Annotated in this window: 14 protein-coding genes; 13 read left to right on the forward strand and 1 reads right to left on the reverse strand. The window is 71.2% G+C overall.

Annotated features, from left to right (window positions below):
* Nucleotides 1–85 precede the first annotated feature (85 nt).
* The 11 genes from AC3ANN_RS14185 to AC3ANN_RS14235 all read left to right on the forward strand — a co-directional run bounded on the left by AC3ANN_RS14185 (nt 86) and on the right by AC3ANN_RS14235 (nt 15,782).
* Nucleotides 86–4,912 (forward strand): Lhr family ATP-dependent helicase, encoded by a 4,827-nt coding sequence (locus tag AC3ANN_RS14185; RefSeq protein WP_488338028.1) that lies wholly within the window; start codon nt 86–88, stop codon nt 4,910–4,912.
* Nucleotides 4,905–5,693 carry a DNA-formamidopyrimidine glycosylase family protein gene (locus tag AC3ANN_RS14190; protein WP_488338029.1) on the forward strand — a complete coding sequence of 263 codons (789 nt, stop codon included), beginning with the start codon at nt 4,905–4,907 and terminating at the stop codon, nt 5,691–5,693. Before AC3ANN_RS14185 ends, AC3ANN_RS14190 begins: the two co-directional genes overlap by 8 nt.
* Before the next feature lie 284 nt (nt 5,694–5,977).
* Nucleotides 5,978–7,144, forward strand: coding sequence for an ABC transporter ATP-binding protein (locus tag AC3ANN_RS14195; protein WP_488338030.1), 1,167 nt, complete (start codon nt 5,978–5,980; stop codon nt 7,142–7,144).
* A 132-nt stretch (nt 7,145–7,276) separates the two neighbouring features.
* A complete protein-coding gene (locus AC3ANN_RS14200; RefSeq protein WP_488338031.1) occupies nt 7,277–8,461 on the forward strand; it encodes an extracellular solute-binding protein in 1,185 nt (394 codons plus the stop codon).
* Nucleotides 8,454–9,395: an ABC transporter permease gene (locus tag AC3ANN_RS14205; protein ID WP_488338032.1), complete on the forward strand. Its 942-nt coding sequence runs from the start codon at nt 8,454–8,456 to the stop codon at nt 9,393–9,395. The genes AC3ANN_RS14200 and AC3ANN_RS14205 overlap by 8 nt, the downstream gene beginning before the upstream one ends.
* Nucleotides 9,392–10,309, forward strand: a complete 918-nt coding sequence (locus AC3ANN_RS14210) for an ABC transporter permease (protein ID WP_488338033.1) — start codon at nt 9,392–9,394, stop codon at nt 10,307–10,309. The genes AC3ANN_RS14205 and AC3ANN_RS14210 overlap by 4 nt, the downstream gene beginning before the upstream one ends.
* Nucleotides 10,310–10,393: 84 nt before the next feature.
* Nucleotides 10,394–12,049 (forward strand): amidohydrolase, encoded by a 1,656-nt coding sequence (locus tag AC3ANN_RS14215; protein WP_488338034.1) that lies wholly within the window; start codon nt 10,394–10,396, stop codon nt 12,047–12,049.
* A gap of 52 nt (nt 12,050–12,101) precedes the next feature.
* Nucleotides 12,102–12,656 carry a cysteine hydrolase family protein gene (locus AC3ANN_RS14220; RefSeq protein ID WP_488338035.1) on the forward strand — a complete coding sequence of 185 codons (555 nt, stop codon included), beginning with the start codon at nt 12,102–12,104 and terminating at the stop codon, nt 12,654–12,656.
* Nucleotides 12,657–12,928: 272 nt separating this feature from the next.
* Complete coding sequence (locus tag AC3ANN_RS14225) at nt 12,929–14,359, forward strand: NAD(P)/FAD-dependent oxidoreductase (RefSeq protein ID WP_488338036.1); 1,431 nt, start codon at nt 12,929–12,931, stop codon at nt 14,357–14,359.
* Nucleotides 14,356–14,703, forward strand: a complete 348-nt coding sequence (locus AC3ANN_RS14230) for a cupin domain-containing protein (RefSeq protein WP_488338037.1) — start codon at nt 14,356–14,358, stop codon at nt 14,701–14,703. Before AC3ANN_RS14225 ends, AC3ANN_RS14230 begins: the two co-directional genes overlap by 4 nt.
* Nucleotides 14,704–14,741: 38 nt before the next feature.
* On the forward strand, nt 14,742–15,782 hold the full coding sequence (locus AC3ANN_RS14235) for a zinc-dependent alcohol dehydrogenase family protein (RefSeq protein WP_488338038.1): 1,041 nt from the start codon (nt 14,742–14,744) through the stop codon (nt 15,780–15,782).
* Between the two features lie 18 nt (nt 15,783–15,800).
* On the opposite strand, the gene AC3ANN_RS14240 is transcribed toward AC3ANN_RS14235, so the two are convergent.
* Nucleotides 15,801–17,462: a PucR family transcriptional regulator gene (locus tag AC3ANN_RS14240; protein ID WP_488338039.1), complete on the reverse strand. Its 1,662-nt coding sequence runs from the start codon at nt 17,460–17,462 to the stop codon at nt 15,801–15,803.
* A 90-nt stretch (nt 17,463–17,552) separates the two neighbouring features.
* On the opposite strand from AC3ANN_RS14240, the gene AC3ANN_RS14245 reads away from it, so the two are divergent.
* Together AC3ANN_RS14245 and AC3ANN_RS14250 are read left to right on the forward strand one after the other, a co-directional pair.
* On the forward strand, nt 17,553–19,100 hold the full coding sequence (locus AC3ANN_RS14245; RefSeq protein ID WP_488338040.1) for a CoA-acylating methylmalonate-semialdehyde dehydrogenase: 1,548 nt from the start codon (nt 17,553–17,555) through the stop codon (nt 19,098–19,100).
* Between the two features lie 27 nt (nt 19,101–19,127).
* The gene (locus AC3ANN_RS14250) at nt 19,128–20,504 is read left to right on the forward strand and encodes an aminotransferase class III-fold pyridoxal phosphate-dependent enzyme (protein ID WP_488338041.1); all 1,377 of its coding nucleotides are present in this window, start codon (nt 19,128–19,130) and stop codon (nt 20,502–20,504) included.
* Nucleotides 20,505–20,622: the final 118 nt, after the last annotated feature.

The following is a 20,622-nucleotide window of genomic DNA, read 5'->3' on the forward strand; positions in this document are numbered from 1 at the left end:
GGGGGGACACACGCGGTTCGGAGCATACGCGATCGTCCTGAACCCGACCCGCCCCGATGTCGCCGATCCCTACCAAGATGGAGGCATGGGCGACGTCCTCGAGCGGTTCGGTCCTGCGACGCAGGACTGGTTCCGCGGCGCGTTCGCCTCACCGACGAACGCGCAGATCGGCGCGTGGGATGCGATCTCGGCCGGCAAGCACGCCCTGGTGGTCGCTCCCACTGGCTCTGGCAAGACGCTGTCGGCGTTCCTGTGGTCGATCGACCGCATCTTCCACGAGAAGCCGGTCATCCCCGACGGCGCCGCGAAACGCAGACGACGAGTCGATCCTGCGGCCCCCGCCACGCGCGTGCTGTACATCTCGCCGCTGAAAGCGCTGGGCGTCGACGTCGAGCGCAACCTCCGGTCGCCGCTCGTCGGCATCGGCCAGTCCGCACGCCGCCTCGGCATCGAGGTGCCCGACGTCACCGTCGGCGTCCGCTCGGGCGACACCCCGTCCGCCGACCGCCGCAAGCTCGTGCAGCATCCGCCCGACATCCTCATCACGACGCCCGAGTCGCTGTACCTCATGCTCACGAGCCAGGCGGGCGAGACGCTGCGCGACGTGCACACGGTCATCGTCGACGAGGTCCACGCGGTCGCCGCGACCAAGCGCGGCGCGCACCTGGCGGTGAGCCTCGAGCGCCTCGACGCACTCCGCCGTTCCTTCGCTTCCGACGCGCCGCCTGCGCAGCGAATCGGGCTGTCGGCGACGGTGCGTCCGATCGACGAGGTGGCCCGCTTCCTCGGCGGCGCCGAGCCGGTCGAGATCGTGGCGCCACGCGCGAGCAAGGCCTTCGACATGAAGGTCGTCGTGCCGATCGACGACATGCTCAACCCGCCGCCTCCGCCGAGCCCGTATCAGTCCGTGCCCGGGGCGCAGGAGAGCCCGGATGCCGCGGCCGAGGCTTCCGTCGACGCCGACGAGGCGATCGACGAGGACTGGTTCGCCGACGGCTCCACCGGCGGCAGGCGTCGGGCGTCCGGCGCGGGTGAGAGCGAGAGCACGGGTTCGGTGTGGCCGCACGTCGAGGAGGCGATCGTCGACCGCATCCTGCAGCACCGCTCCACGATCGTGTTCTGCAACTCACGGCGCCTCGCCGAGCGGCTCACCGGCCGGCTCAACGAGATCTACTCCGAGCGGCTCGGGCTCGATCTGCCCGAGCCCACGGTCCCGGCGGCGATGATGGCGCAGGCCGGTGCGACCGCGGGCGCCGAGCCGGTGCTGGCGAAGGCCCACCACGGGTCGGTGTCGAAGGAGCAGCGGGCGCAGGTCGAGGAGGAGCTGAAGTCGGGCGCGCTGCGCTGCGTCGTCGCGACGTCGAGCCTCGAGCTCGGCATCGACATGGGCGCGGTCGACCTCGTGATCCAGGTCGAGGCCCCGCCGAGCGCCGCGTCGGGACTCCAGCGGATCGGGCGCGCAGGGCATCAGGTGGGCGAAGTCAGCCGGGCCGCCCTGTTCCCGAAGCATCGCGGCGACGTGCTGCACACCGCGATCGTCACGGAGCGCATGCTCGCGGGTCAGATCGAGGCGATCGCGGTCCCCCAGAACCCTCTCGACATCCTGGCGCAGCACACCGTGGCCGCGGCATCGGTCGGCCCTGTCGACGTCGAGGGCTGGTACGAGACCCTCAAGCGCAGCGCGCCGTTCCGCTCGCTGCCGCGCTCGGCGTACGAGGCGACGCTCGACCTCATCGCGGGTCGGTTCCCGTCGGACGAGTTCGCCGAGCTGCGTCCGCGCGTCGTGTGGGACCGCGACCTCGGCGTGCTCACGGGGCGGCCCGGCTCGCAGCACATCGCCGTGACGAGCGGCGGCACGATCCCCGACCGGGGCCTCTTCGGCGTCTTCGTCGCGGGTGAGTCGCAGAACGCGCGCGTCGGCGAGCTCGACGAGGAGATGGTGTACGAGTCGCGCGTCAACGACGTATTCACGCTCGGCACGACGAGCTGGCGCATCGTCGAGATCACCCACGACCGCGTGAACGTCGTGCCGGCGTTCGGGCAGCCCGGCAAGGTGCCGTTCTGGCACGGGGACGGCATCGGGCGCCCCGCCGAGCTCGGCGAGGCGCTCGGGAGGTTCTCGCGCGAGGTGTCGACGGCCAAGCCCGACAAGGCGGAGGAGCGCCTGCTCGCGGCCGGACTCGACGAGTACGCGCAGGACAACCTGCTCGCCTACCTCGCCGAGCAGCGCGAGGCGACCGGGACGCTCCCGACCGACCGGCAGCTCACCGTCGAACGCGGACGCGACGAAGTGGGCGACTGGCGCGTCATCCTGCATTCCCCGTACGGCATGCAGGTGCATGCGCCATGGGCGCTGGCCGTGAACGCACGGATCCGCGAACGGCTCGGCGTCGACGGGTCGGCCGTCGCGAGCGACGACGGCATCATCGCGAGGATCCCGGATGCCGCGGCCGAGCCGCCCGGCGCCGACCTGTTCGTCTTCGATCCCGACGAGCTCGACCAGCTCGTGACCGAGGAGGTCGGCGGCTCCGCGCTGTTCGCCTCCCGGTTCCGGGAGTGCGCGGCGCGCGCGCTCCTGATGCCGAGACGCAACCCCGGCAAGCGCACGCCGCTGTGGCAGCAGCGGCAGCGGTCGGCGCAGCTGCTCGAGGTCGCGCGGCGGTATCCGACGTTCCCGATCATCCTCGAGACGCTGCGCGAGGTGCTGCAGGACGTCTACGACGTCCCATCGCTGCTGCGGCTCATGCGGGGCATCGTCGATCGCCGCATCCGCCTCATCGAGACAGAGCCGGCGCAGCCCTCCCCGTTCGCTCGCGACCTGCTGTTCGGGTACGTCGGGGCGTTCATGTACGAGGGCGACTCGCCACTGGCGGAACGCCGCGCCGCCGCACTGTCGGTCGACCCGGCGCTGCTGGGCGAGCTGCTCGGCAAGGTCGAGATGCGCGAGCTGCTCGACCCGGACGTCATCGCCCAGTTCGAGCGCGAGGCGCAGCGCCTCGATCCCGACCGTCGTGCCCGCGGTCTCGAGGGCGTCGCCGACCTGCTGCGCCTGCTCGGCCCGTTCGACGCCGCCGAGATCGCAGCCCGCCTCGAGCCGGTCGACGACACCGCCGAGCGCGCGACCGAGGCCGAGGCATCCGCTCTCGTCGACGACCTGATCGCAGCGCGCCGGGCGATCCCGGTCACGATCGCAGGAACCACGCGGGTTGCGGCGATCGAAGACGCCGGGCGTCTGCGCGATGCGCTCGGCGTGGCGCTGCCGGTCGGCATCCCGACGGCGTTCCTCGAGCCGGTCGCCGACCCCCTCGGCGACCTCGTCGCCCGCTTCGCGCGCACGCACGGTCCCTTCACGGCGGATGCCGTCGCCGGGCGCCTGGGCGTCGGCGTCGCGGTCGCGCGGCTCACCCTGCAGCGGCTCGAGTCGCAGGGCCGCGTCACGAGCGGGTTCTTTCTTCCTGAAGAGTGGGCTCCGCCGACCGGCTCCGCGTCTTTCCACGGGCCCCCGAAAGAGTCGGGGAACGGCGACGACGCCGAGTGGTGCGACACCGAGGTGCTCCGGCGTCTGCGGATGCGCTCGCTCGCGGCGATCCGCGGCAGCGTCGAGCCGGTGCCGCAGGACGCGTACGCCCGGTTCCTGCCGGTGTGGCAGCACGTGACGCGACCGCTCGAGGGCATCGACGGGGTCGCCGCGGTCGTGGAACAGCTGGCCGGCGTGCCGATTCCGGCGAGCGCGTGGGAGTCGCTCGTGCTCCCGGCGCGCGTGGCCGATTACACCCCGGGCATGCTCGACGAGCTCACGTCGACCGGCGAGGTCGTGTGGTCCGGGCACGGCAGCCTCCCCGGCCGCGACGGCTGGATCGCGCTGCACCCGGTCGACGCGCTTCCGCTCACGCTCGCCCTGCCCGACGCCGACGACGACCCGGCGCCCGGATCGCTCGACGCGCAGCTGCTGACCGCGCTCGACGGCGGCGGCGCCTACTTCGCGAGCCAGTTGCGCCCGGTGACCGGAGCCGAGAACGAGCAGTCCGTCGTCGAGGCGCTGTGGCGTCTGACATGGGCAGGCCGCGTCACGAACGACACGTTCGCGCCGGTTCGCACGCTCGTCTCGGGCGGATCCCAGGCGCACCGGGTCTCGAGGCGCACGCCGCGGGCACGCCTCTACCGGGGGGCTGCGGTGCGCGCGGTCGCGGCATCCGTCCCTCACCGTCCGCCCGCGATCGGCGGACGATGGTCGCTGCTGCCCGCGCCCGAGCCTGACGCGGCACTGCGCGCGACGGCGTCGGCGAGCCTGCTGCTCGACCGGTACGGCGTCGTGACCCGCGGGGCGGTTCAGGCCGAAGGCGTGCCCGGAGGGTTCGCGCAGGCGTACCGCGTGCTCGCGGGATTCGAGGAGGCCGGGCACTGCCGGCGCGGGTATGTGATCGAGAAGCTCGGCGCCGCGCAGTTCGCGGCCTCGGCCACCGTCGACCGGCTGCGCGAGTTCGCTGGCCTGTCGGATCCGCCCCCGTTGCGCACGGTCGTGCTCGCGGCGACCGACCCGGCGAATCCCTACGGTGCCGCCCTCGCATGGCCCGCGCTGGAAGGCGTCGGCCACCGGCCGGGGCGAAAGGCCGGCGCGCTGGTCGCGATCGTCGACGGCGCGCTGACGCTGTACCTCGAGCGCGGCGGCAAGTCGGCGCTCGCGTTCACGGGCGACGAGGCGGCGCTGGCCGCCGCAGCGCGCGAGCTCGTCGCGACGGCCCGCGCCCGTCGCCTCGACACCCTGACGATCGAGCAGGTCAACGGCGCGTTCGTGTACGGCACGGCGGTCGGGCGCGCACTGCGCGAGGCCGGCTTCGTCGAGTCGCCGCGCGGCCTCACGCTGCGCCGCCTCACCGCCGGCGACGCGGTGCGCGAGGGCGCCCGTGCCTGAGGGCGACACCGTCCACCGCACCGCCCGTCGACTGGACGCGGTGCTCGCGGGCGCGACGGTGACCCGGTTCGAGCTGCGGGTGCCGCAGGCGGCCACCGTCGACCTCACCGGCGAGATCGTGCACGGGGTCGTCGCGCGCGGCAAGCATCTGCTCCACCGCATCGGCGAGGTCACGCTGCACTCGCACCTCAAGATGGAAGGCGAGTGGCACGTCTATCGCCTCGGCGAACGCTGGCGGGCACCGGCCTTCCGTGCGCGCGCCGTCATCGCGGCGACCGCTCCCGGCGGAGCCGAGTGGGAGACGGTCGGGTTCGACCTCGCCGAGATCACGGTCGTGCCCACGCGCGACGAAGAGACGCTCGTCGGCCACCTCGGCCCCGATCCGCTGTCCGGCGACTGGGATCCGGCCGAGGCGGCGCGACGCCTGGCCGCGGACACCCGCCCGGTGCACGTGGCGCTCCAGGATCAGCGAAACATCGCCGGGTTCGGCAACGAGTACGTGAACGAGATCCTGTTCGTCCGCGGCATCCTGCCCACGACACCCGCGAATGAGACCGATGCCGCGGCCACCGTCGATCTCGGGGCCCGCATGATCCGCGCCAACCGCGACCGCGTCGATCGCACCTTCACCGGTGACGCGCGCCGCGGGCAGACGACATGGGTGTACCGCAGGGAGGGTCGCCCCTGTCGGCGGTGCGGCACGCTCATCCGCGGTGGCACTCTCGGGGCCGACCCGACACGGGAGCGCATCGTGTTCTGGTGCCCCTCCTGCCAGCGCTGATCCGGGGTCGCGCCGTCGGGCGCGCTTCATCACGATCGCGCAACGGACGATCTGTCGGCCGCGGCTGCGGCATCCGTCGACGTCCGGGCGTGCGGCCGCGGAAACACCGCGTTTTCCTGCCCGTTACACCCGGCCGGACGATCTGTCGCAGTGGACCCCAGAGGACCGCGGATCGTCCGGTTCGGCGGCCGGTGCGTTGCCCGAGCAGGCCGTCGCGATATTGAATACCTCACACACTCGACCGCGCACCGTCGCGCGGACCGCGATCAGGAGGGCGTCACCAGGTGACCACTGCGACCGAGGCGGACCCGACCGCCGCGAACACGGCCACAGACTCGCGCGGAGCCGTCGTGCTCGCGGGGATCACGAAGCTCTACGGCGACCAGGCCGCCGTCGACGACCTGTCGCTGACGATCCAGCCTGGCGAGTTCATCTCGCTGCTCGGCCCGTCGGGCTGCGGCAAGACGACGACGCTGCGGATGATCGCCGGATTCGAGCAGCCGGATGCCGGAGAGATCCGCATCTCAGGACGCGAGGTGCGCGGTGTGCCGCCGTACCGCCGCGACGTCAACACGGTGTTCCAGGCGTACGCGCTGTTCCCGCACCTCTCGGTCGCCGAGAACGTCGCGTACGGGCTGCAGCAGCGTCGCACACCGAAGTCCGAGGTCCGCGAGCGCGTGTCGCAGGCTCTCGACCTCGTGCAGATGCGCCGCTTCGGCGACCGCAGGCCGACGCAGCTCTCGGGCGGCCAGCAGCAGCGCATCGCGCTCGCTCGGGCGCTGGTGAACCGTCCCGCCGTGCTTCTTCTCGACGAGCCGCTCGGCGCCCTCGACCGGCAGCTGCGCGAAGAGATGCAGCTGGAGCTGAAGCTGCTGCAGGCGCGCCTCGGCATCACGTTCGTCTTCGTCACCCACGACCAGGGCGAGGCGCTGTCGATGAGCGACCGCATCGCCATCATGCGCGCCGGCCGGATCGAGCAGCTCGCCGACGCCGACACCGTCTACGCGCGTCCCGCGTCCGCGTACGTGGCGGCGTTCGTCGGTCAGCAGAACTTCTTCCGGGGTCCTGTCACCGAGGCGGGGGCCGCCGTCACCTCGACGCATGCGCTCGTGCGCGCGGCCTCCCCGATGCTCACCACGACGAACCTCGGCGAGGCGGCGGTGCGCCCCGAGTACATCCGCATCGAGAAGGAGGTGGCAGACGGCGCCCGGTCCGACGCGAACGTCGCGCGGGGCGAGCTGATCGGCGTCTCGCACCTCGGCGACACAATGCAGTACCTCGTGCAGCTCGGCGACGACCAGAGCCTCATCGTCCGCCGCCCGACACCCGACGCGCCCACGCTCGCGGTGGGCGACCGCGTCGAGTGCACGTGGGCCGCCCATCACGTCCTGCTGTTCCCCGCCGACGACGCCGCACAGGAGGGCGGCTACATCGCCCCGCCGACCGCCTGAACCGAACCGCAGCACCCGCCGCGCCCGCGCCGCCCGCGAGCCGAAGCCGCGGCATCCCGAATCACCTGCCGGCCACGCCGGCGCCACAGCACAGCCGCCTCACCGGCTCCCGCCCCGAACCAGGAGACACCGATGAACGAGTCCCGCAACCCACTCCGCATCCTCGCTCCCGAGGGTGCGTCGCCCGTCATCATGCGCGAGCTGTCGCGTCGCCGCTTCCTCAGCTTCGCCGCCCTCGCGGGCGGCGCGACCGTGCTCGCGGCATGCGCACCCGGCGGCGGCTCCTCACCGGCTCCGCAGGCCACGGGTGGCGACCTCGAGGGCAACCTCTCGGTGTACACGTGGGGCGAATACGACTCTCCCGACGTGATCTCGGGGTTCACCGACGAGCTGGGCCCCAAGGTGACCCTCGACTCCTACTCGTCGAACGAGGAGCTCATCGCCAAGCTCGTCGCTGCCAAGGGCACGTCGGGCTACGACATCGTCGTGCCGACCGGCGTCTTCATCCCGCAGATGATCGAGAACGGCCTGCTCGAGAAGTTCAACAAGGACCTGCTGCCGAACCTGTCGAACATGGACCCGGCGTTCCTCGGCCGCTCCTGGGATCCGTCCAACGACTATTCGGTGTGCAAGGCGTGGGGCACCACCGGGTTCGTGTACGACAAGACCGTCATCACCCGCGAGCTCACCACGTGGGCCGACTTCTTCGACGCCGCACAGAACGAGGCGAGCGGCAGCACGTCGATGTCGGACGACCCGGCGGGCGTGGTCGGCTCCTACTTCTGGGCCAATGGCATCGACTGGAACACCGAGGATCCCGACGAGCTCGAGGCATGCCGGAAGTTCCTCGTCGAGACCATCGCGCCTCATATCTCGGCGTTCGACTCGTACCCGGGCACCAACGCCATCCCGCAGGGCACGCAGGTGCTCATGCAGGCGTGGAACGGCGACGCGCGCCTCGGCATCCTCGAGTCGAGCGAGCCCGACCGCTGGCAGTGGGTGCTCCCCGGCCCCGAGACCGAGCTGTGGATGGACAACTGGGCGATCGCCGCCGGCGCCCCGCACCCCGAGGCCGCGCACGCTTTCATCAACTACTCGATGACGCCCGAGAACCTCCTGCTGAACCTCGACTACATCGGCTACAACGTGGGCGGGAAGGACATGGAGCAGGCCGCGATCGACGCCGGCGTCGAGCTTCCTGAGCTGATCTTCTTCGACCCGGCGCTGCTCGAGAGGATGTACGAGCAGGAGCTCAACGACTCGCAGACGACGCGCGTGGAGATCTGGAACGAGATGAAGGCCGCCGCCGGTGCGTAGCCGCTCGGCAGGAGCCGCGCTGGCCGTTCCGGCCTGGGCGTGGCTCCTGCTCTTCTTCGTCGCCCCCGTGGCGATGGTGGTGTGGTTCAGCTTCGGCTACAAGCCAGGCGTCTTCGGCACCCACGCCAACGACATCCTCTCGTTCGACCGCTACGTCGAGGCGGTGTCGCCGACCTTCTTCGCGACCTTCCAGAACACGCTGTGGGTCGGCGTCATCGGCACGGTGCTGTGCTTCCTGATCGGCGCGCCGGTCGCGTACTGGATGGCGTTCAAGGTCAAGCCGCAGCGGCGAGGTCTGCTCATCGCGCTCGTGCTCGTGCCGTTCTGGACGAACTTCCTCGTGCGCACGATCGGGTGGCAGGTCATCATGGCGCCGGAGGGCTGGCTCTCGTGGCTGCTGCAGTCGATCGGCGTGCTCGACGGCCCCCTCGAGCTGCTCTACACCCGCACCGCCGTCATCATCGGCGTGGTCTACAACTACCTGCCGCTGATGATCCTGCCGCTGTTCGTCGCGTTCGATCGCGTCGGCCCGGCGCTGCGCGAGGCCTCGAAGGACCTCGGCGCCGGCAAGCTCGCGACATTCTTCCGCGTGACCCTGCCGCTCTCTCAGCCGGGCATCGTCGCGGGCGTGCTGCTGGTGTTCATCCCGCTCATGGGCGACTACATCACCGCGACCGTGCTCGGCGGCGCCAAGGGCAACATGGTGGGCCAGCTTGTGGCGAGCCAGTTCCAGACGGCGCAGAACTGGGCTCTCGGCTCGGCGATGGCCGTGCTGCTGATGCTCGTGATCATGCTGACGATCGGCGTGGCCGCCGTCGTCATCTGGCTCGTCACGCTGCCGTTCCGCTCGCGGAACCGGCTCGTGCTCGGGCCCGTACCGGACAAGCAGACGACGGATGCCGCGACCCCGGCCCGTGTGGAGGTGACGACGTGACCCAGCAGACCGTGACCGAAACGCTGCTGCAGTCCCGCGAGAGCCCGGGCGCCCCGCGCGCTCCGCGCCGGCGCGCGCGCAAGTCGTGGTCCGACATCGCGTTCGGCGTGTGGGGCGTGCTCGTGATGCTCTTCCTGTTCCTGCCGATCATCGTGATCGTCATCTACTCGTTCAACAACGGGCGCCTCCTGGTGTCGTGGGACGGCTTCGGGTTCGACGCGTTCGCGACGATCCTCGAGAAGCCTGCGATCCAGAGCGCCGTGAGGGTGTCGCTCATCACCGCATTCGTCGCGGCGATCATCGCGACCGTCCTCGGCACGCTCGCCGGCATCGCGATGGCACGGTACCCGGGCAAGTGGGTGTGGTGGTTCCTCGGGCTTCTGCTGCTCGTCTCCGTGACGCCCGAGATCGTCGACGCGGTGGCTCTCCTGCCGTGGTTCGTGTTCCTCGGCCAGGACGCCGGCCTCGCGATGTTCAACGACGGCATCGTGCGCCTGTCGGTCGGCTCGTCGTTGTTCGCGACCGCCGTGGTGTCGTACCTCGTGCGTGCGCGGCTGGTGGGTCAGGACGCCAACCTGGAAGAGGCATCCGCCGATCTCTATGCGAAGCCGATCACGACGTTCCGCCGGGTGACCCTCGCCCTCGCGATGCCGGCGGTGCTCGCGGGCTTTCTGCTCGCGTTCACCCTGAGCCTCGACAACACGATCGTCGCCGCGTTCGTGCAGGTGTCGGGCACGACGCCGTGGCCGGTGTTCGTGCTCTCGGCGGTGCGGTCGGGCCTGCGTCCCGAGATCGCGGCGGTGTCGACCATCATGCTGCTGCTGACGCTCGTCGCCCTTGCGCTCGTCGCCCTCGTGCTGAAGCGCGCCGGCGACTCGGCGACCCAGATCGCCCGCACCATGACCGGCGGCTGACCCATTTCTCTCGCTCGCTTCGCTCGCTCGCCGGTCGTTGAGCGAGCGAAGCGAGACGAAATGCTGCGAACCGATAGGAGAACCATGCCCCACGCCGACCTCGTGTTCACCGGCGGACCCGTCTTCACCGCGAACACCGTGCGCTCGCGCGCGGGATCGGTCGCCGTCAAGGACGGACGGATCGTCGCCGTCTCACCCGGGGACCTCACCGACCTCGTCGGCCCGTCGACCGAGATCGTCGACCTGAGGGGACGGATGCTCATTCCCGGCTTCCAGGACGCTCACGTGCACCCGGTGTGGGGCGGGCTCGACATGCTGCGCTGCGACCTCGCCGAATACGCGACGGCCGACGAGTACCTCGATGCGATCGCGGGCTACGCCGACGCGCACGCCGACGACGAGTGGATCCTCGGCGGCGGCTGGCAGATGTCGGCGTTTCCGGGCGGCACGCCCACGGCGGCGACGCTCGACCGGGTGACCGGCGACCGACCGGCGTTCTTCCCGAACCGCGACGGACACGGCGCGTGGGTGAACTCCGCGGCCCTGCGGCTCGCGGGCATCGAGCGCGACACTCCGGATCCCGCCGATGGCCGCATCGAGCGAGACGCCGACGGCGCGCCGTCCGGCACGCTGCACGAGGGCGCCATGAGCCTGGTCAACCGGCTGCTGCCCGAGGAGACCCTGGAGCGCCTCACCGAGGCGCTGCTCGTGGGCCAGCGCTACCTGCACTCGTTCGGCATCACCGCGTGGCAGGACGCCATCGTCGGGTCGTACGGGGATGCCGGCGACCCGGGTCCCGCCTACCTCAGGGCGGCGGCGGACGGAACGTTGACGGCTCGCGTCGTCGGCGCGATCTGGTGGGATCGCACCGCCGGACTCGAGCAGATCCCCTCGATCCTCGAGCGCCGCGAGCGCTACCGCGGCGGGCGGTTCGCGGCGACCTCCGTCAAGGTCATGCAGGACGGCGTCGCCGAGAACTTCACCGCCTCGATGCTCGAGCCGTACTGCGACGGCCATGGGCACTTCACCGAGAACTCGGGCATCTCGTTCGTGCCGCCCGAGATCCTGAACGAGGCGGTTCCGATCCTCGACGCCGAGGGCTTCCAGGTGCACTTCCACGCGATCGGCGACCGCGCCGTGCGCGAATGCCTCGACGCCGTGGAGCACGCGATCGCCCGCAACGGCCGCGGTGACAACCGTCACCACATCGCGCACATCCAGGTCGTGCACCCCGAGGACGTCCCGCGCTTCCGCGAACTCGGCGTCGCGGCGAACATGCAGTCGCTGTGGGCGACGTACGAGCCGCAGATGGTCGAGCTGACCCTGCCCTTCCTCGGGTCGCCGCGGGATGCCTGGCAGTACCCTTTCGGCGACCTGCTGCGCACCGGCGCGGTGCTCGCGGCGGGCAGCGACTGGTCGGTGTCGACCCCCGACCCGATGGCCGCGATCCACACCGCGGTCAACCGCAAGGCCGCGCCCGGATACGAGGAGGGCGAGTACGACGCGTTCCTGCCCGAGCAGGCGATCGACCTCGCCACGTCACTCACCGCGTACACCGCCGGGTCGGCCTGGGTGAACCACCTCGACGCGACCACGGGCACGATCGAGGCCGGCAAGCTCGCCGACCTCGCTGTGCTCGACCGCGACCCGTTGGCCGGTCCGGTCGACGAGATCGGCGCCACCCGCGTGCTGCAGACCTTCGTGGAGGGCGAGCGCGTCTACTCCTCCCCCGACGCGTGATCCGCCGAGGCCGGCCGGCCTCGGCGCCGCGTCGCGCGCTTAGGCTGGCGGCGTGACCCGACTGCTGCTCCTCATCGACATCCAGCGCGACTACTTCCCCGGTGGACGGCATCCGCTCGTCGATCCGGATGCAGCGGCCGACGCCGCCGCGCGGCTGCTCGAGTCGTTCCGCGCGGCGGACGAGCACGTCGTGCACGTCCAGCACGTGTGGGATGCCCCGGATGCCGCATTCTTCGCCCCCGGAACGCCCGGGGTCGAGATCGACCCCCGCGTCGCACCCGTGGCCGACGAGCGGGTCGTCGTCAAGGCGAAGCCCAACGCGTTCCTCGGCACGGACCTCGAGGCGCTGCTGCGCACAGCTGACCCGGGCGAGCTCGTCGTGGCGGGGATGATGTCGAGCATGTGCGTCGATGCGACGGTGCGCGCGGCATCCGATCTCGGTTTCCGGGTCGCGGTCGCCCACGATGCGTGCGCGGCCCCCGACCTCGAGTTCGCCGGCTCGACCGTGCCCGGCGCCCAGGTGCACGCGGCCTTCATGGCAGCGCTCGGCAGCTACGCGCGCGTGACGGATGCCGACACCCTCGTCTCCGAGGTCGCCATCGCCTGACGCGGCGGCACCGTCGCCGGTGTCGCGTGCGCATCGGCCTTGCGAACGGGACGGGTCCCCGACTCGCGCCGTTCATAACTCAGGCAGAAACCGCAGCTGCACCCGCCGGCCCCCGGTCAACCCCTCGATCTGCCTGAGTTGTGCGCAGTCGAGCGCGCCGCCCGGCCCGACAGGGTGTCCGGCAGCGGCAGGAAGTCCCGACAGCGACCGGCTGCTGCAACCGGCGCCCGCACGGGAGGATGGACGAAACCGACACAACGGAGTTGATACCCGTGGGCACGACCGTCTTCGAACGACAGCGGCCGGCAGCATCCGTCGTCGACCATTCCCTCTCGGGCACCGCCCGGTCGGTGTTCTGGCGCGACGACCTTCCCGATTCCCTCACGCCCGACCGCCCACCGCTGGTCGGCACGCACCGGGCCGACCTCGTCGTGGTGGGCGGCGGCTACACCGGGCTGTGGACCGCACTGCTCGCGACCGAGCGGGATCCCGACGCGAAGGTCGTCGTCGTGGAGGCGCAGCGCGTCGGCTGGGCGGCGTCGGGTCGCAACGGCGGCTTCTGCGAAGCGAGCCTCACGCACGGGGACGAGAACGGCGAGGCGCGATGGCCGCGCGAGATGCCCGCGCTCAAGCGGCTCGGGCTCGAGAACCTCGACGCGATCGAGGCCGCCGGGGCGCACTACGGCATGGACTTCCAGTTCGAGCGCACCGGCCAGCTCGCACCCGCGATCGAGCCGCACCAGATCGAGTGGCTCGAGGAATGGGCGGCCGAGGGCGAGGAGGGCGTGGTCTTCCTGGATCGCGCGGCGGCTCAGGCATCCGTCGCGTCCCCCACGTACCTCGCGGCGGTGTGGGAGCAGCGCACGTGCGCGCTCGTCCATCCGGCGCGCATGGCCGCCGAGCTCGCGCGCGTGTGCGAGGAACGCGGCGTCGAGATCTTCGAGCGGTCGCACGTCACCGGGATCGACACTTCGGGCCCGGGCGTCGCCGTCGCGACCGAGAACGGGCGGGTCGAGGCATCCCGTGCCGTGCTGGCGACCAACGTGTTCCCGTCGCTGCTCAAGCGCAATCGGCTCATGACGGTGCCCGTCTACGACTACGTGCTCATGACCGAGCCGCTCACCGACGCTCAGCTCGCGTCGATCGGATGGAGCGACCGCCAGGGCATCGGCGACATGGCGAACCAGTTCCACTACTACCGGCTGAGCCGCGACAACCGGATCCTCTTCGGAGGCTACGACGCGATCTACCACTACGGGCGCAAGGTGCGGCCCGAGTACGAGAACCGGCCCGAGACCTGGCGCAGGCTCGCGAGCCACTTCTTCACGACGTTCCCGCAGCTCGAGGGCATTCGGTTCACGCACCAGTGGGCCGGCGCGATCGACACGTCGACGCAGTTCACCGCCTTCTTCGGCACCGCGCGCGAGCGCCGCGTCGCCTACGCCGCGGGGTTCACCGGGTTGGGCGTGGGCTCGACCCGGTTCGCGGCGGACGTCATGCTCGATCTGCTCGACGGCGTCTCGAACGAGCGAACCGAGCTCGAGATGGTGCGCAGGAAGCCGCTGCCGTTCCCACCCGAGCCGGCGGCTGCGATCGGCATCAATGCGACGCGGTGGTCGCTCGACCGTGCCGACCACAACCGCGGCCGACGCAACCTGCTGCTGAAGACCCTGGACGCCCTCGGCCTGGGATTCGACTCGTGACCGGGTCGCCGGATGTCGTGCCCGGGACGGTGACGGATGCCGCGACCCTGCCGCTCCCGCATGAGCCGGTGCCCACCGACCAGGTGCTGGCCGGTGCGCCGAGCACCGGCCTCGTCGAGTTGACGGACGCGATCGGCGTGTGGGAGATGTCGCCCGGCACGATGCGCGACGTCGAGGCCGACGAGGTGTTCGTCGTGCTCTCGGGGTCGGCGAGCGTCTCGTTCGAGGTTCCGGAGCGTCCGCCGATCTCGCTCGCGCCGGGCTCCGTCGTGCGCCTGGCCGCGGGCATGCGCACGGTGTGGACGGTGCACGAGACGCTGCGGAAGGTCTACATCGCCGGTTGACCCGGGCGTACGCACGGGCCGGATGAGAGGATGTCGCGGTGCGAGCTGTCGTGTACGACGCCATCGGCGTGGCGCCTGAGGTCCGTGACGTCCCCACCCCGACCGCGCCGGTCGGCGGAGTCGTGGTTCGGGTGCACGCCACCGGCCTCTGCCGGAGCGACTGGCACGCGTGGGCGGGGCACGACTACATCACCCTCCCCCACGTGCCGGGCCACGAGCTCGCGGGGGTGATCACCGAGGTCGGAACGGGCGTCGAGAAGTGGGCGGTCGGCGATCGCGTGACCGTGCCGTTCGTGTGCGGCTGCGGGCGGTGCGAGTGGTGCCTGCGCGGTGAGGCGCAGGTGTGCCCGGATCAGCAGCAGCCGGGCTTCACGCACTGGGGCTCGTTCGCCGAGCACGTGGCGCTGCACGCGGCCGACACGAACCTGGTCGCGATCCCGGAGGCTGTGAGCTTCGAGGCGGCGGCGAGCCTCGGCTGCCGCTTCGCCACCGCCTACCGCGGACTCGTCGGCCGCGCGCGGATCGCGCCCGGCGAATGCGTCGCGGTCGTCGGCGCCGGCGGCGTGGGACTCAGCGCCGTCATGATCGCGAAGGCTCTGGGAGCGCGCGTGGTCGCGGTCGACCGGAACTCGGCGGCCCTCGACGTGGCCCGATCGCTCGGTGCCGACGACGTGCTGGTCGCCGATGGGCGCGACATCCCCGGCGCCGTCCAGGCGCTGACGGACGGCGGCGCACATGTCGCGGTCGACGCGGTCGGCAGCGAGCAGACCTGCGCCGACGCGATCCACAGCCTCCGGCGCCGCGGCCGGCACGTGCAGATCGGTCTCCTTCCTCCCGTCGACGGTCATCCACGCGTACCGATGGCGCGGGTCATCGCGTGGGAGCTCGACATCCTCGGCAGTCACGGCATGCCCGCGGTCGACTATCCCGGCATGCTCGCGCTCATCGAGCGTGGCGCACTCCACCCCGAGCGGCTCATCGAACGGGTGATCGACCTCGACGAGGCCGCTCGGCTGCTGCCGACCTTCGACCGCGCCACTCCGGCGGGCATGACGATGATCGACCCGCAGCGGCGGTGACCGACGCGGCCGAGCAGGTCAGCGGCCGGCCGAGCGCCTCACGAGCAGCGCGAGGTGCAGGGCGGTCTGGGTCTCTCCGTCGTCGAGGTCGGTGCCGAGCAGCTCCTCGATGAGCGCGATGCGCTGGTAGAAGACCGAACGCGACAGATGGGATGCCGAGGCCGCCGCCGTGCGGTTGCCGGGGTGGGCGAGCATCGCCTCGAGCACGTCGAGCAGGTCGCCTGACCGCGACAGGTCGTGCGCGATCAGCGGCGCGAGCATGCGCTCGCCGTGCTCGAGCACCCGGTGGTCGTCTCGCAGCGCGGTCACGAGCTGCACCAGCGGCCGATTCTCGGCACGCCGCAGCTGCGGGCCGCGCACGGAACGACGGCGGCGACCTCGCGCGAGGCCGACCGCCTCGTGCAGCGAGGTCAGCGCGGACTCGATGCCGTCGGCTCGGCGCCCGACCGAGACCGTCACGCGGTCGACGTCGGCCTGGTCGACCAGCGCCCGGGCGAACCCGAGCGCGGCGTCGTCGTCGAACACGGTGCCACCCGGAAGCGAGAGCAGCATCGCCGCCGACGGCGCCGCCACCCCGTCGGGGGCAGAGCCGGCCAAGGCCCGTCCGCGAAGGGCGCGAGCCGCGGCATCCGCCCGCTCCGGCGCGATCGCCGCACCGGACACGACGAGTCCGTACAGCCCGGCGCCGTGCAACGGCAGGCCGGCTGCTTCGAGCCGCGCCGCGGCTCCCCCGACGCCCGCGAACCGGCCGGCGAGCAGGCCGTCGACGAGCCGTCGCCGGCTGATGCTCGCCCACTCGTCGGTGTCGCCGTCGGCCAGCCGACCGACGGCCAGCGCGATGGCCCCCTGCTCGAGCACGGCTGTGCGCCCGGCGGCGTGTTCGGGGCCGGGCAACGCGATGAGATTTCCCCAACGGATGCCTCGTGCCTCGACCGGGACGATGAGCCAGTCCTCCGCACCTGGCGCCACACCCTGCTGTCGGCGCTGCTCGGCGCGCCGGTGCGCGGAGCGCGACCGCAGCTCCCATTCGGTGAAGAGCTCCTCCTCCATCGCGAGCGGCACCTCCGCCGCCACGACCTCGTAGGCGAGGTTCTCGAGGATCACGGGCGCGGCGAGGGTCTGAGCGAGCTGGTGCACGATGAAGTCGGCGGGCGATCCTCGCAGCACGAGCGCCGTGAAGCGCTCGCGCACCTCGTCGCGGGCCCGCAGCGCATCGGTCTGGCCCGTGATGATGCGGCTGTGCACAGCCTCGGTGAGCGTCACGAACTTCACCTCGCGGTGCAGCACCACCAGTGCGAGTCCCCGCTCGCGCGCGGCGTCCACGAGGACGGCGGGCACGTAGTGGTAGTGCGTCCCGAGCTCGAGGACGAGGCCCGACAGGCCAGCGTCCGACAGCTCGCCGATGAAGCGGCGGAGTTCGGCGGGCTCGGCCGGCCACGACGACCCGGTCGACAGCAGCAGTTCGCCGCCGTCGAGCAACCGCGCGACGCCTGCGCTGTCGGACACGTGGAGCCAGCGCACTCGGGCATCGAGCGCGTCGCCGCCGACGATCACCTCCGGAACGCCCTGCGCGACGGCGGCGAGGGCGATCACCTCGCGCACGGTGGGCAGCGTCTCGTCGGCGAGCCGATCGCTCGGACGATCCGTGTGGATCGTGGGATCTTCGCGACGGTCGGGCACCGTGGTCGCCTCTTCTTCTCTGTCAGGCTGGGTTTCGCCAAGCCTACGTGATCGCCGCACGATCTGTCCGAACGACGAGAGGACGACCCCATGACCATCGCCGAGACCGTCGCCGACGCGACATCGAACGCCCGCGCGCGCGTGATCGGTCATTGGATCGATGGTGCCGAGCACGCTTTGGGCTCGGATCGGACGGCGCCGGTGTTCAACCCGGCGACGGGTGCGGTGCAGGCGGAGGTCGTGCTGGCCGATGAGGCGGGGGTGGATGCCGCGATCGCGTCGGCCGTGCGCGGGTTCGGGGTGTGGTCGGGGTTCTCGGTCGCGAAGCGCCAGGGTGTGCTGTTCGCGTTCCGCGAGTTGCTGAACGCCCGGAGGGAGGAGCTGGCCGCGATCATCACGGCCGAGCATGGCAAGGTGCGCTCTGATGCGATGGGCGAGATCCTCCGCGGTCAGGAGGTGGTGGAGCTCGCGTGCGGGTTCCCGCACCTGATCAAGGGCGCGTACTCCGAGAACGCGTCCAACGGCATCGACGTGTACTCGATCAAGCAGCCGCTCGGCGTGGTGGGCGTCATCAGCCCGTTCAACTTCCCCGCCATGGTGCCGCTGTGGTTCGTGCCGGTCGCGATCGCCGCCGGCAACGCGGTGGTCCTCAAGCCCAGCGAGAAGGACCCGTCGGCCGCGTTGTGGCTGGCGCGGCTGTGGCAGGAAGCCGGGCTGCCGGACGGGGTGTTCACGGTGCTTCAGGGCGACAAGGTCGCCGTCGACGGACTCCTCACCCACCCCGAGGTGCAGGCGATCTCGTTCGTCGGGTCCACCCCGATCGCGCAGTACATCTACGAGACCGCCGCCCGCCACGGCAAGCGGGTGCAGGCGCTCGGCGGCGCGAAGAACCACATGCTGGTGCTCCCCGACGCCGACCTCGATCTCGTCGCCGACCAGGCCGTCAACGCCGGATACGGCGCCGCCGGCGAACGCTGCATGGCCATCAGCGTCGTCCTCGCGGTGGAACCGGTCGCGGACGAGCTCATCGGCAAGATCGAAGACCGCATCGCGAAGCTGCGGATCGGGAACGGCGCCGGCGCCGACGGGGTCGAGCCTGACATGGGACCGCTCATCACCGACATCCACCGGGCGAAGGTCGCCGAGTACGTCGACATCGCCGAGCAGGACGGCGCGACCGTCGTGGTCGACGGCCGGGGCCTCACCGTCGACGGCCACGAGGACGGGTTCTTCTTCGGCCCCACCCTCCTCGACCGCGTGCCCACCACCTCCCGCGCTTACCAGGAGGAGATCTTCGGCCCCGTTCTGTCCGTCGTCCGCGTGAAGAGCTATGACGAGGGCCTCGACCTCATCAACTCCGGCCGGTTCGGCAACGGCACCGCGATCTTCACCAACGACGGCGGCGCCGCGCGCCGCTTCCAGAACCAGGTGCAGGTCGGCATGATCGGCATCAACGTGCCCATCCCGGTCCCCGTCGCCTACCACTCCTTCGGCGGCTGGAAGCAGTCGCTGTTCGGCGACGCCAAGGCCTACGGCATCCATGGCTTCGACTTCTACACCCGCGAGAAGGCCGTCACCGCCCGCTGGCTCGACCCCAGCCACGGCGGCATCAACCTCGGCTTCCCGCAGAACCACTGACCCCACCGGGCAAAGGACCTCCCCCCCATGACCGACACCGTTCTCACCGGCCTCCAGCCCGATCTCGAGGCCGACGCGCGCGTGCGTGCGGACGACCGCGGGCACGTGTTCCACTCGTGGAGCGCACAGGCGCTCATCGACCCGCTGCCGGTCGCAGCCGGCGAGGGCTCGACGTTCTGGGACTATGCGGGCAACGCCTACCTCGACTTCAGCTCGCAGCTGGTGAATCTGAACCTCGGGCATCAGCATCCGGATCTCGTCGAGGCGATCCAGCGGCAGGCGGGCCGTCTCGCGACGATCCAGCCGTCGATGGCGAATGATGTGCGCGGAGAGCTCGCGCGGCGCATCGCCGACGTCGCGGGCGACGGTTTCGAGAAGGTGTTCTTCACCAACGGCGGCGCCGATGCGAACGAGAACGCGGTGCGCATGGCGCGCCTCGTGACCGGCCGCCGCAAGGTGCTGTCGATGTACCGCAGCTACCACGGCAACACGTCGACCGCGATCTCGCTGACCGGTGACCCGCGGCGCTGGCCGAACGAGCCTGCGGACGGGTCGGTCGCGAAGTTCTTCGGGCCGTACCCCTACCGCTCGGCGTTCCACTCGTCGAGCCCGGAGGAAGAGACGCAGCGCGCGCTCGAGCACCTCGAGCAGACGATCGTGCTCGAAGGCGCGCCGACCATCGCCGCGATCGTGATCGAGACGATCGTCGGCACCAACGGCGTGCTGGTGCCACCGCCCGGCTACCTCGCCGGCGTGCGCGAGCTGTGCGACCGCTTCGGCATCGTCTACATCGCCGACGAGGTCATGGTCGGGTTCGGGCGCGTGGGCGAGTGGTTCGCGTTCCAGGCGTTCGATGTCGTTCCCGACCTCATCACCTTCGCGAAGGGGGTGAACTCCGGCTATGTGCCGCTCGGCGGCGTCGTCATCTCGGACCGCATCGCCGCGCATTTCGACACCGTCGCCTTCCCCGGAGGCCTGACATACTCCGGGCATCCGCTGGCGTGTGCGGCGGGAGTGGCGACGTTCGAGGTGTTCGAGCGCGACGGCATTCTCGAGCGCGTGCGCGACCTCGGCTCGCGCGTCGTCGAGCCGCGCCTGCGCGACATCGCGTCGCGGCATCCCTCGGTCGGCGACGTGCGCGGCATGGGCCTGTTCTGGGCGATCGAGCTGGTGAAGGATCGCCAGACGCGCGAGCAGCTCGTGCCGTTCAACGCGAGCGGGCCGGATGCCGCACCCGTCGCCGCGGTCGCCGCGGCGTGCAAGCGGGACGGCGTGTGGCCCTTCACCCATTTCAACCGCGTGCACGTGGCTCCGCCGCTCGTCATCTCGGAGGACGAGCTCCTGCACGGATTGGACGTCATCGACCGCGCCCTGGCCGCGGCCGACGAGCACGCTGCACGCTGAGACCCGGCGCGCTACTCCGCGATCCGCGATATCGCAACGGGGTAGCCCGAATCGTTCCGATGCGCGGGAATGAAACGACCGAACCCAAGGTTATCCATGTACTCAGCCCACTACCGGG

It is taken from the genome of Microbacterium sp. STRO-2N (assembly GCF_057747775.1).

What these genes read in the sequence shown, in the direction of transcription:
- AC3ANN_RS14185 (WP_488338028.1), top strand. Translation starts at nt 86, where the DNA reads ATGGGCGACGTCCTCGAGCGGTTCGGTCCTGCGACGCAGGACTGGTTC.
- AC3ANN_RS14200 (WP_488338031.1), top strand. Translation starts at nt 7,277, where the DNA reads ATGAACGAGTCCCGCAACCCACTCCGCATCCTCGCTCCCGAGGGTGCG.
- AC3ANN_RS14215 (WP_488338034.1), top strand. Translation starts at nt 10,394, where the DNA reads ATGCCCCACGCCGACCTCGTGTTCACCGGCGGACCCGTCTTCACCGCG.
- AC3ANN_RS14245 (WP_488338040.1), top strand. Translation starts at nt 17,553, where the DNA reads ATGACCATCGCCGAGACCGTCGCCGACGCGACATCGAACGCCCGCGCG.
- AC3ANN_RS14250 (WP_488338041.1), top strand. Translation starts at nt 19,128, where the DNA reads ATGACCGACACCGTTCTCACCGGCCTCCAGCCCGATCTCGAGGCCGAC.